The sequence below is a fragment of the Streptomyces camelliae genome (assembly GCF_027625935.1).
Lineage (GTDB): Bacteria > Actinomycetota > Actinomycetes > Streptomycetales > Streptomycetaceae > Streptomyces > Streptomyces camelliae.
On record NZ_CP115300.1, the window covers coordinates 869,952 to 881,914 of the forward strand.

At 72.6% G+C, this 11,963-nt stretch carries 11 protein-coding genes; 7 read left to right on the plus strand and 4 right to left on the minus strand.

Annotated features, from left to right (window positions below):
• Positions 1–28 precede the first annotated feature (28 nt).
• Positions 29–994, minus strand: a complete 966-nt coding sequence (pip, locus tag O1G22_RS04190) for a prolyl aminopeptidase (protein ID WP_270080034.1) — start codon at positions 992–994, stop codon at positions 29–31.
• 181 nt (positions 995–1,175) lie between these two features.
• Between pip and O1G22_RS04195 the strand changes: the two genes are divergently transcribed.
• Positions 1,176–1,964: a polysaccharide deacetylase family protein gene (locus tag O1G22_RS04195; protein WP_270080035.1), complete on the plus strand. Its 789-nt coding sequence runs from the start codon at positions 1,176–1,178 to the stop codon at positions 1,962–1,964.
• Between the two features lie 23 nt (positions 1,965–1,987).
• Here the strand turns inward: O1G22_RS04195 and O1G22_RS04200 are convergent, their stop codons facing one another.
• Positions 1,988–2,233 (minus strand): hypothetical protein, encoded by a 246-nt coding sequence (locus tag O1G22_RS04200; RefSeq protein WP_270080036.1) that lies wholly within the window; start codon positions 2,231–2,233, stop codon positions 1,988–1,990.
• Positions 2,230–2,454: a hypothetical protein gene (locus tag O1G22_RS04205; RefSeq protein WP_270080037.1), complete on the minus strand. Its 225-nt coding sequence runs from the start codon at positions 2,452–2,454 to the stop codon at positions 2,230–2,232. Before O1G22_RS04205 ends, O1G22_RS04200 begins: the two co-directional genes overlap by 4 nt.
• A gap of 193 nt (positions 2,455–2,647) precedes the next feature.
• Between O1G22_RS04205 and O1G22_RS04210 the strand changes: the two genes are divergently transcribed.
• The 6 genes from O1G22_RS04210 to O1G22_RS04235 all read left to right on the plus strand — a co-directional run bounded on the left by O1G22_RS04210 (position 2,648) and on the right by O1G22_RS04235 (position 10,978).
• Positions 2,648–3,856, plus strand: a complete 1,209-nt coding sequence (locus O1G22_RS04210) for an EfeM/EfeO family lipoprotein (RefSeq protein ID WP_270080038.1) — start codon at positions 2,648–2,650, stop codon at positions 3,854–3,856.
• Between the two features lie 14 nt (positions 3,857–3,870).
• Positions 3,871–5,109, plus strand: a complete 1,239-nt coding sequence (gene efeB / locus O1G22_RS04215) for an iron uptake transporter deferrochelatase/peroxidase subunit (RefSeq protein ID WP_270086319.1) — start codon at positions 3,871–3,873, stop codon at positions 5,107–5,109.
• A gap of 203 nt (positions 5,110–5,312) precedes the next feature.
• Positions 5,313–7,115: a phospholipase C gene (locus O1G22_RS04220; protein ID WP_270080039.1), complete on the plus strand. Its 1,803-nt coding sequence runs from the start codon at positions 5,313–5,315 to the stop codon at positions 7,113–7,115.
• Positions 7,116–7,227: 112 nt separating this feature from the next.
• Positions 7,228–8,229 (plus strand): aminoglycoside phosphotransferase family protein, encoded by a 1,002-nt coding sequence (locus O1G22_RS04225; protein ID WP_270080040.1) that lies wholly within the window; start codon positions 7,228–7,230, stop codon positions 8,227–8,229.
• Positions 8,230–8,276: 47 nt separating this feature from the next.
• Positions 8,277–9,281 carry a hypothetical protein gene (locus O1G22_RS04230; protein ID WP_270080041.1) on the plus strand — a complete coding sequence of 335 codons (1,005 nt, stop codon included), beginning with the start codon at positions 8,277–8,279 and terminating at the stop codon, positions 9,279–9,281.
• Between the two features lie 131 nt (positions 9,282–9,412).
• A complete protein-coding gene (locus O1G22_RS04235) occupies positions 9,413–10,978 on the plus strand; it encodes a N,N-dimethylformamidase beta subunit family domain-containing protein (RefSeq protein ID WP_270080042.1) in 1,566 nt (521 codons plus the stop codon).
• 279 nt (positions 10,979–11,257) lie between these two features.
• On the opposite strand, the gene O1G22_RS04240 is transcribed toward O1G22_RS04235, so the two are convergent.
• Positions 11,258–11,860, minus strand: coding sequence for a TetR/AcrR family transcriptional regulator (locus tag O1G22_RS04240; RefSeq protein ID WP_270080043.1), 603 nt, complete (start codon positions 11,858–11,860; stop codon positions 11,258–11,260).
• Positions 11,861–11,963 lie beyond the last annotated feature (103 nt).

Here is an 11,963-nt window from a genome sequence, read left to right on the forward strand (position 1 = left end):
ATCCCTTCCGTGCCCGGCCGTTCGGGCGCTACAGCCGGCGCGCGTACCGGTCGGTGGCCGCCACCAGCGCCTCGGCCATCGCGGCCGCCCCGGCGTTGTGCCCGGTGTCGGCCACGATCACCAACTCGCTGCCGGGCCAGGCGTGATGGAGGCGCCAGACGATGCCGAGGAGGTTGCCGAAGTCGAGGGCGCCCTGGACCAGGGTGCCGGGGATGCCCTTGAGGAGGTGGGCATGGCGCAGGATCACGCCGTCGCCGTCGCCGTCGCCGAGGAAGTGGCCGTTGCCCCAGTAGTGGGTGACGGTGCGGGCGAAGCCCATGCGGAACTCGGGGTCCTCGTAGCGTTCGACCGAGCGGGGCGGTGCCGGGATCATGGCCGTCTCCCAGTCGGTCCAGGCGCGCGCGGCCCGTGCCCGCACCGCGGCGTCGGGGGATTCCAGGAGCCGGTGGTAGGCGGCGGCGAGGTTGCCGTCGCGTTCAGCGGCGGGCACCTGGGAGCGGAACCGCTCGAAGGCGTCCGGGAAGACCCGGCCGAGGCCCCGGGTCAGCAACTCCACCTCGGCGTCGGAGCCGGTGGCGACCCCGGTCAGCACCAGCTCGGTGACGGCGTCCGGGTGGGTCTGGGCGTAGCGCAGCCCGAGCACCGAGCCCCAGGACACACCCCACACCAGCCACCGGTCGATGCCCAGGTGACGGCGCAACTGCTCCAGATCGGTGATGAGATGAGCCGTCGTGTTGACGCTCATGTCGGTGTCGTGGCGGCTCGCGTGCGGGGTGGAGCGGCCGCAGCCGCGCTGGTCGAGCAGGACGATCCGGTAGGCGGCGGGGTCGAACAGCCGCCGGAAGTACGGGGTGCAGCCGGAGCCGGGGCCGCCGTGCAGGACCAGGGCGGGCTTGCCGTCGGGGTTGCCGCAGGTCTCCCAGTACACGTGATTGCCGTCGCCCGCGTCGAGCATGCCGGTCTCGTACGGTTCGATCTCCGGGTGAAGGGACATCCCGGCAACGTAGCGCAGGTCGGAAGTCCGCGCTCCGGGCGATACCCTCGGTGCGCTCTGTCGCGGAAGCGCCCCGGAATTGTCCGTGATCGGTAACAGAGGGATCCCGTGATCAACCCGGCCCGTCCTGACAGGTGCACAAGAAGTCGGCGGCACGGCACGGATCAGAACAGGGGCGGACATGGCGCGGCACAGCGGGCGGGGTTGGTACGGCCGGATGGTCGCGGCGGCGGTCGGGGTGACGGCGGTCGCCGCCGCGACCTCGGTGTGGACCGCGCAGGCGGGGCAGTCGAGCGGCGGCACGGCACGGCACGGCGCTGCGGCGCAGCCCGCCGCGCCGCAGCAGCAGAAGGAGAAGGTGGCGGCCGTGTCCCCCGTCATCGCCCACGCCTCGGACGGCGGCGCACACGCGGTCAACATCACGATCGACGACGGCCCGGACCCGGTGTGGACCCCGCAGGTGCTCCAAGTGCTGCGCGACAACGGGGTGAAGGCGACGTTCTGCATGATCGGCCCGCAGGCGCAGTCGCACCCGGACCTGGTCCGGCAGGTGGTGGCGGCCGGGCACCGGCTGTGCGACCACACGGTGTCCCACGACACCACGATGGACAAGAAGTCCGAGGCCTACCAGTCGCAGCAGATCCTGGACGCGGAGCGGCAGATCACCCAGGCGTCCGGTGGCGTACAGCCGTTGTACTACCGGGCCCCGGGCGGCGCCTTCACGCCGTACAGTCGCACTCTCGCCGCCTCGCACGGCATGCGGCCGCTGGGCTGGAACGTGGACTCCAAGGACTTCGAGCGGCCGGGCACCGACGCCATCGTGGCCACGGTCAAGCGCGAGCTGGCCAACGGTCCGACGATCCTCTTCCACGACGCGGGCGGCGACCGCTCCCAGACCGTGGCCGCACTGCGCAGCCTGCTGCCGTGGCTGAAGCAGCAGGGCTACACCTTCGGTTTCCCGGTGCGCTGACCGGCCGTTCCCGGTACGGCACTTCAGTCGAGGCGGGCACGGGAAGCGGCCATGAGTGTGCGTATCGCGCCGCCGAGCAGGCCCGCCGCCGCGCCGTGTCCGCTGACCAGGTCGTACGCCCACGCCAGGTCGGCCGTCGGCGCGAGGGCCGGCACACCGAGGGCGGTGGGCGGGACGGCAGGCCGGCCGGGGGCGCCGGACGGGAGCAGGTGCCGGGCGCCCGCCCACAGGGCCAGGTGACCGCCGGCCGAGTGTCCGCCGTAGATCACGCGTTCCGGGTCGATCCGGCCCGGCGTGGCCTGTGCGGCAGGCCCGGCAGCAGGTCGGCGGCCCGCGCGGTGTCCGTGAACGTGGCCGGCCGGCCACCGCCGCCGCCGCCGACCCGCCGGTACTCGACGCTCGCGACCGCGCAGCCGGTCTCCGCCGTGAGGGCCCCGAGGAACCCGGCGACCTGGTCCACGGCGACCATCCCGACCAGGTGACCGACCATTTCCCGCCCGAGAGGCCGGAAGGGGCCGAAGTCACAGAACCGGTCCTGCCGCTCCTGTGTACGGCAGTGCGCCGGCCAACCACCGGTGAACCCCGGGGGAATTCTTGGTCACCGAAATCCCGGGACGGGTGTTCGGTTCCGGAGGGGCGCCTACCATGAGGCCGTTGCGTACGTCGTCCCGGAAAGGCTCGCCATGCCGTTGCCTCGCCTCGGCACGCGGTCCGTTCGTCTCCGGACGGCACCCGCCGTGTTCGTCGTTCTCGCCGTGGCCCTCGGGGGCACACTGCTGGCGGTCTCGCCGGACGGCGCACGGCACGGCAAGGCGTCCGCCGGCGCGTCGGGGCACGCCGTCATCGAGGTGTCGGAGAGCCGCTGCGGCAGTGGCTGGACCCGGCCCGAGCCCGGAGTGCGGACCTTCGACCTGCACAACTCCTCCGACGGCGCCGCCGAGGTCTATCTGGAGGACCCGGACAGCCACGCGGTGTACGGCGAGGTGGAGGGCATCGCGCCCGGTACGACACGGCAGTTGACGGTCCGGGTCGGCAAGGGGTCGTACGCCTTCGAGTGCGTGCCCGACGACGCCGACGCCGTCACCGGGCCCACCGTGCGCATCACCTCGGGTCAGCGCGGCCCGGGCGCGGCACCGGTCAGCGAGCACGACCTGATCCCGCCCGCCCTCTCCTACCAGAAGTGGGTCGGCGACGGCCTCGCCGACGTCGTACGGCTGACCACCCGGCTCCAGCGGGACATCGACGGCGGCGATCTCGCCGCCGCCCGGTCCGACTGGCTGCCCGCGCATCTGGAGTACGAGCGGCTGGGTGCCGCGTACGACGCCTTCGGGGACGCGGACGCGCAGATCAACGGCACCGACGCGGGTCTGGCCGACGGGGTGCGCGACAAGGACTTCGCCGGGTTCCACCGGATCGAGTACGGGCTGTGGCACGGCGAGTCGTCCGACGGGCTGCGCGCCCCGGCGGCGGCGCTGGCCAAGGCGCTGACCGGGCTGCGCGACAGCTGGGCGCAGACCCGGATGGACCCGGCCCAGCTGGGGCTGCGCGCGCACGAGATCCTGGAGAACACCGTGCAGTTCGAGCTGACCGGCCGCACCGACTACGGCAGCGGTAGCAACCTCGCCACCGCCCGCGCCAACCTCGACGGCACCCGCCAGGTGCTGTCCCGGCTGCGCCCGCTGCTCACCACGCGGTACGCCGATCTGCCGGGCCTGGACCAGGAGTTGGACCGCGCCCAGCGAACCCTCGACGGCTTCCGGCACGGCCCGGGCTGGACCCCGCTGGACCAGCTGAGCCGGGCCCAGCGGGAGCAGGCCGACTCGGTGCTCGGCGACCTGGTGGAGCGGCTGGCCTCGGTGGCCACCCTGTGCGACCCGCGGAGGACCGTGTGAACGCCGAGGACCGTATGAGCGAGGTCCGTGTGAACGAGGGCGGACGGCCCGGCGGCCTGGGCCGGCGCGGTTTTCTGCGGGGTGCCGCCCTGGCGGGAGCCGGCCTCGCCACGAGCGCCGCCGCCCCTGCCGTACCGGCCGACGGCACCCCCGTGATCGCTCCCTTCCACGGCGTCCACCAGGCCTCCGCCATCGCCGCTCCGCGCCGTACCAGCGTCTTCGCCGCCCTCGACGTGACCGCGGGGACGCGTGCCGAACTCGCCGACGTGCTGCGCACGCTGACCGAGCGGGCCCGCTTCCTCACCTCGGGCGGGACGCCGGACCCGGCCGGCATCACCGGCCCGCCCGCCGACTCGGGCGTCCTCGGCGACCAGGTGCCCGGCGGTCGGCTGGCCGTCACCGTGGGCGTCGGCGCCTCGCTCTTCGACGACCGGTACGGGCTGGCCGCGCGAAAGCCCCGCCGGCTGACCGCGATGCCCACCTTCCCGGACGACGACCTCAAGGCCGAGTGGTGCCACGGCGACCTCAGCCTCCATCTGCACGCCGACGACACCGACACCACGCTGCACGCGCTGCGCGACATCGCCCGGCACACCCGGGGCGCCCTGCAGGTCCGCTGGCGGCTGGACGGCTTCAGCAGCCCGCCCCGCCCCTCGGGCACCCCGCGCAATCTGCTGGGCTTCAAGGACGGCATCGCCAACCCGGACACCGGCAGCGCGCGGGAGATGGACCGTCTGATCTGGGTGGGCACGGGCGCCGGCGAGCCGGACTGGGCGGTCGGCGGCAGCTATCAGGTGGTCCGGCTGATCCGGATGCTGGTGGAGTTCTGGGACCGGGTCTCGCTCAGCGAGCAGGAGCGGATGTTCGGCCGCTCCCGGGTCTCCGGCGCGCCGCTGGACGGCGACCACGAGCACGACACGCCGAAGTACGCCGACGACCCCAAGGGTGACGTCATCCCGCTGGACGCGCACATACGCCTCGCCAACCCGCGCACCCCCGCCACCGCCGACCAGCGGCTGCTGCGCCGCGCGTACAACTACGACCGGGGCATGGACGCCAACGGCAACCTCGACATGGGGCTGCTGTTCTGCTGCTACCAGCAGGATCTGAAGCGGCAGTTCGAGACGGTGCAGCACCGGCTGGCGGGCGAGCCGCTGACGGACTACATCAGCCCGTTCGGCGGCGGCTACTTCTTCGCGCTGCCCGGCGTGCGGGACGCGTCCGACTGGTACGGACGCGCCCTGCTCGCCTGAACCTGTCCGGACAGGTCGAAGGCCGAACAGGTCAACACAGAGTCAAGTTTTGCCCCAGCATCCCTGACTCGGTGTTCACTCGCGCGTCATCATGGCTCCGCCGTCGCGCCGTGCGGCGGGCACAGCATTCGTGCTCGTACAACGCACAGACGTTCTGTCCGGAGGGGTTGACCATCATGGCCAGCAGAGGAAGACGAGCCGCTATGCGGAGCCTGGGCGCACTCGCGGGCGCCGCTGCGCTCACCGTGCTCGGCAGCAATGCGCCGGGGTGGGCCGCAGCGCCCGCGAGCGCGCCGGGCGGGCACTCCTCGACCGCCACGCCGATCAAGCACGTGGTCGTGCTGTTCGACGAGAACATCTCGTTCGACCACTACTTCGCGACCTACCCGAAGGCCGCCAACACCGACGGTACGAAGTTCACGGCGGCGAAGAACACCCCCAAGGACATCGACACCCTCGCGCACGCGGGCCTGCTGACGAAGAACCCGAACCAGTACGCGCCGAAGCGGCTCTCCCCCGCGCAGGCGATGACCTGCGACCAGAACCACAACTACGGTGCCGAGCAGCTCGCCTACGACGGCGGCAAGGCCGACCAGTTCGTGCAGAACACCGAGGTCGACAAGTGCAGCGGCGGCCTGTTCGGCGAGCCCGGCCTGGTGATGGACTACTACGACGGCAACACCGTCACCGCGCTGTGGAACTACGCCCAGCACTACTCCCTGGGCGACCGCTCCTACAGCTCGGTCTACGGCCCCTCCACGCCCGGCGCGCTGAACCTGATCTCCGGCAACACGCACGGTGCCATCTCCGTCGACCCGAAGACCGGCCAGCAGACCTCGACGCCCGACCCGTACGCCGTGAAGTCCCCCGACGCCAAGGGCGTGGGCACGGTCATCAACGACCCCGACCCGGCCTACGACGACTGCTCCGGCAAGGACCACACCAGCACCAACGCGCTGGCGGCGATGCAGGGCAAGAACATCGGTGACCTGCTCAACGCCAAGAACCTGACCTGGGGCTGGTTCCAGGGCGGCTTCCGGCCGTCGACCGCGTGGAACGGCACCTCGGGCTCCTACGCCAAGTGCGACACCACGCACACCAACGTGGGCGGCGCGGCCGTGTCGGACTACAGCCCGCACCACAACCCGTTCTCGTACTACAAGTCGACGGCCAACCCGCACCACCTGGCCCCGAAGAACGTCTCCGAGATCGGTCACAACGGTCAGGCCAACCACAACTACGACCTGACCGACTTCTCCGCCGCGCTCAAGGCGGGCAAGCTCCCGGCCGTGAGCTTCCTCAAGGCCGGTGAGTACCAGGACGGCCACGCCGGCTACTCCGACCCGCTCGACGAGCAGCACTTCCTCGTCCAGCAGATCAACGCGATCCAGAGCTCGCCGCAGTGGAAGTCCACCGCGATCGTGGTCGCCTACGACGACTCCGACGGCTGGTACGACCACGCCTACGTCACCCCGAAGAACGGCTCCACGGACACCTCGCTCGGCTCCAACGGCAAGGCGACGGACAGCCCCGCCTGCCAGAAGGGCCCGAAGGCGGCCGGCGGCTACGCGGACCGCTGCGGCCCCGGCACCCGCCAGCCGCTGCTCGTCATCTCGCCGTACAGCAAGGTGAACAAGGTCGACCACACGCTGACCGACCAGGCGTCCATCACCCGCTTCATCGAGGACAACTGGCACACCGGCCGCATCGGCGACCACTCCTTCGACGCCACGGCGGGCTCTCTGTCCGGCCTGTTCGACTTCCGGCACCCGAACGGCAAGCAGGTGCTGCTGAACTCCGACGGCTCGGTCAAGTCCGTCGGCCCGATCAAGTACGTCGCCCCGGTGGACACCAGCATCACCCCGGGTCCGGCGATGCAGAACACGGCCAACGCGACCAGCACCTCCGGCTTCCCGGCCCTTCCGGTCGGCCTCGGCGTGGGCGCCCTGCTGGCCGCGGGCGCGACCGGCACGTACCTGACGATGCGCCGCAAGCAGCGCGCCTGATCGTCCACACCTGAAGCGCGCCCCTGGTCGGTGACCGGGGGCGCGTTCGTGTGCGGGCCAGGGGCCGGTAAAAGCGCTGGCCACAGTCCGGTCGCGCTGGTGGGATGGCACCATGCGACGTCAGCATGCGATCACCGTGGACCGGGGCGCCTTCCAGGACGCGGTGACCCCGTGGGAGCAGGAGTCCTGGCGGGCCGAAGCGCTCGACTGGGTGGCGGAGCGGCTCGCCGTACGCGGGCTGTGGGTGAACGGTGACCTCAAGGTGCGCGTGCGGCCGTGGTCGGTGCTGGTGCGGGTGCCTGTGGCCGGGCGCGATGCCGTCTGGTTCAAGGCGAATCCGCCGGCCAGCGCGTTCGAGGGGCCGCTGACCGCCGCGCTGGCCCGCTGGGTGCCGGATGATGTGCTGGAGCCGCTGGCCGTGGACGCCGGGCGCGCGTGGGTGCTGCTGCCCGACGGAGGCGACCTGTTCCGGGACGTGCTCGCGCGGGAACCGGTCGAACCCCGCACCTGGGCGTGCCTGTTGGGCCAGTACGCGCACATGCAGCGGGCGCTGGTCCCACACGCGCGCGAGATCGAGCGGCTGGGGGTGCCGGCCGCCCGGACGCTCGACCTGCCCGAGGTGTTCGATGTGCTGCTCGCCAGGAACACCGGCATGCCCCGGGAGGCACGGGCCCGGTTGGAGGGGGTGCGGCCGCGCCTCACGGACTGGTGCGCCGAACTCGCGTCCCTCGGCATCGAGGACACGCTCGACCACGCGGACCTGCACGACGGCCAGCTGTTCCGTCCCGCGCCGGACCGCTTCACCTTCTTCGACTGGGGCGACGCCGCCGTCTCGCACCCCTTCTGCAGTCTGCGGGTCCCCGCCGAGAAGGCTCGTGAGCGGTACGGTCCGCAGGTCCTGCCCCGGCTGCTCGACGCCTATCTGGAGCCGTGGACGGGTAACGGCCGCACACCGGCGGACCTGCGGCGCGCCGCCCACCTCGCCTGGCGGCTGAGCGCCCTGAGCCGCGCCGCGTCCTGGGGCCGCCTGTTTCCCGACCCGTCGGGCCCCACCCCGGTCGCCGCCCAGGGTTCCGAGTGGCTGCTCGAACTGCTCAACGAGCCGCCGTTCTGAGGATCCCGGGCTCGACCGCCCGGTGCCCACGGCGGACACTGGGCCCTATGACCCGCGCTCCCGAACCCGTGGCGCCCCCGCCCGGCCGTCGGGCCGTGCTCGTGTCCCTGGCCGGCCTCGCGCTCGGCGCGGCGGGCTGTTCCGGCGGTGCGTCCACTCCGGCCGTGCAGTCCAGGACACCGACCCAGGCCCAGCCCTCCGCCTCGGCCTCCCCCTCGCCCGGTTTGCCGCACACCACCCCCTGGCGTCCGACCTCCACCGAGGTGCAGCCGGCCGCCAAGCTGCGGGCCGTGCAGCTGGTCGAGGCGATCGGTGCCTGGGCCGACGGGCAGGGCGGAGCGGCGGCGGCGCGGAGCCGGGTCGAGGCGCTCGGGCTGCCGGCCGGGCTCGTCGCTCAGGCCGGGCCGCTGCTGCCGACGGCCGACCAGGCGGTGTTGCAGGTCGTGGACGCGCAGTACGGCGGGATCCTGTCCCGGTCCGCCAGTGTGCTGGTGGTCTGCCGGCAGTGGATCCGGCGCGGCGGCAGGGTGAGCACGGGCGGCACGACGGTCGACGTGCGGCTCTCCGAGGCGGGGGGCCGGTGGACCGTGGTCGCGCTGCATCCCGCGCAGCCCGGACCGGCCGCCCGCACGCTCGCCCCGGACCTCCGGACGGCGCTGGCCGACGAGCGGATCGTGCTGCCGCCCGCCGCCGCGGCGGACCTGCGCAGCGGGCAGGTGCACACCAGCGTGGCCCGGGCGATGCTCGCGCTGGCGCGGACGTACCGGCTGGAGGTGAGCGTCGTGCGCTCGGGGCATCCGCTGGACGTGTTCGGCACCAGCAGGCCCAGCGACCATCCGCGCGGCCGGGCCTTCGACGTGTGGCGGATCGACGGCCACGCGGTCGTCGACCCGGCGACCCCGCGGTCCCTGATCGAGCGGTTCATGCGGGACGCGGCGGCCGCCGGGTCGTACAACGTGGGCGGTCCCGTGCTGCTGTCGGGCGGCGGCGCCGGCCAGTTCTTCAGCGACGCCACCCACCACGACCACGTGCATGTCGGCTTCCGCACCTGATCGCGCCGTCCACGGCATCACCCGTACGGCCGTACTCCTCCCCCGGCGTTCCCGCGTTGTCGCCGTCCTGCGGTTGCGCCGGCCGAGTGAGCGTCGGGACGCTGGAGCGGAGACGGCACCCGGGAGGTGAAGTGGCTCCGGTAACCGACCCCGCGTCCTCGGACGGCAGCGCTGGTCTGCGCCGCCGGCGTTTCCTCACCGTGTGCGCCGGCCTCGGCCTCGGCACGGCCGGCGCGTGCACGGCCGCACCACCACGTACCCGCTCCTCTCCCACCCCGCCCGGCGGACGGCTGCGCCCGGAGTCGGAGCGGGACGCGCCGGGCACCGCCGACTGGCGGCTGGGCCCGACCGGACCCGTGGACGCGGTGGCCGGGTACACGGACCGGGTGAGCGTGTCCCCGGGCGAGCCGTTCGCGCTGCATGTGTCGACCACCGCCGCCTCCTTCCGGGTGTCCGCGTTCCGGGTCGGCTGGTACGGCGGCCGGCAGGCCCGCCGGATCTGGGCGTCGGAGCGCATACCGGGCCGCGCCCGGCCGGCCCCGCACACGCTGTCCGCCACCCGCACCGTGCGCGCCGACTGGCCGGCGACGCTGACCGTGGACAGCGGCGGCTGGCCCGAGGGCGCCTATCTGCTGCGGCTGGAGGCGGACACCGGTCATCAGCGGTACGTGCCGCTGATCGTGCGCTCCGCCGAGGGCGCGGGCCGTACGGTGCTGCTGCACGCACCGGCGACCTGGCAGGCGTACAACCGCTGGGGCGGCAGCAGCCTGTACAACGGCACGTCCGGGGCGTACGCCACCCGGTCCCTCGCGGTGAGCTTCGACCGGCCCTACGACGGCGTGGGCGCCGAGAAGTTCCTGGTGTACGAGTGGGCGCTGGTGGTGCTGGCCGAGCGCCTCGGCATCCCCCTCGCCTACAGCACGGGCGTCGACATCCACCGGGATCCGGGGGTGCTGCGGGGCGCGCACGCGGTCGTCTGTCTGGGGCACGACGAGTACTGGACGCCACAGCAGCGGGCCCATGTGACGGCCGCCCGGGACGCGGGGACGAACATCGCCTTCCTGGGCGCGAACACATGCTTCCGGCGGGTCCGGCTGGAGGCCGGGGAGGGAGCGGACGACCGTACGGTGGTCTGCTACAAGTCCGACGTGCGCGCCGACCCCTTGTACGGCTCGCACCCGGCTCTGGTCACCACCGACTACCGGCTGCCGCCCGCGCCCGACCCGGAATCCTCCCTGACGGGCGTGCTGTACGAGGGCTACCCGGTGGACGCGCCCTATGTGGTCCGGGCCGCCGACCACTGGCTGTACGACGGCACCGGCGTGCGCTCAGGCGACGCCTTCGCCCATCTCGTCGGCGTCGAGTACGACCGGGTGACCCCCGGCTCCCCCACGCCCGGCCCGCTGGAGATCATCGCGCACTCCCCGCTGGTGTGCGACGGACGGTCCAGCCACAGCGACTCGGCGTACTACACGACGCCCGCCGGAGCGGGTGTGTTCGCGACCGGGACCATGCGCTGGGTGGAGGGCCTGGTGGCCGGGACGGGCCTGCTCGGCCGCGACCACGGAATGGACGCCCGCACCCGGGCCTTCGTCACCCGCACCACGGAGAACCTCCTGCGGACCTTCGCGCAGGGCCCGGCGGCCCGGCACGCCCCGGCACCGCGCGCCAATGTGCCTGCCGTGTACGGAAGCTGAGGCTGCATCAGCTTGACCGCCGGTGTTCTCTGCGAACGTTGTTGTAGATCCGCAGAAGGTGCTTGGCCACGGCACAGGCCGCGCCGTCGGCATGGCACTGACGGCACGTGCGTACGTGCTGCTCGTAGGTGAGGCGCGCGTTTTCCAGCGCATCATGGGAAGAAGTCATGGGCATCTCCGGGCACAGCGCGTCACGGGGACAGCGCTTACTTGACTGACTGGTAACCCCGGATCCAAGCTGATCATGTTACTTGCGGTACTGGGAAACTCAACGGCTCGTCACCTCCGCAGCGCCCGCGCATGGTTCAGGAAGGCCGTCAGGCCCACCTCGAAGGCACGGTCCGCCCGCCCCTCACCCACGGCGGCGAGAGCCTCGGCCAGGTGCGGGGTGGGCGCGTTGTCGGTCAGCTCCCACATCGTCTCGGGGGCGGCGAGGTCGAGGGCGGAGCCGAGGACCAGGTTCTCCAGGGCGATGATCAGCGGCATGATCTCGGCACGGCCGAAGCCGGCGTCGAGCAGCAGGCTCACGGCGCACTCGTACTGCTGAAGGACGCGGGGCGCGCGGACCGGTGAGGTCATGAGCAGCGGGATGGTCCGGGGGTGCGCGGCGAAGGCGGCGCGGTAGGAGCGGGCCCAGGCCTCCAGGGCCGCGTCCCACGGGGTCAGCTCCAGGGTGCCCGGGTCGATCTTCGAGGCGACGCGCTCGCGCAGCAGCTCCACTATGCCGTCACGGCCGTCCACATGGTGGTACACCGAGCCGGTCTGCGCGCCGAGCCGGCGGGCGATCTGCGGGACGCTGAAGTCACCGGTCTCGTCGATCAGTTGGAGCGCGGTCGCGGTGATGCGCTCGCGGTCGAGAAGCGGTGTGCGCGGCCGTCCCATGGTCGTCGTCTCTCCCTGTGGTCTGCCCGAGGTCTTCCCGGATGCCCACCGGCAGGTTACATTGCGGAAACCGAAAGCCTTTAGGTTTACGGCTCCGGGCACC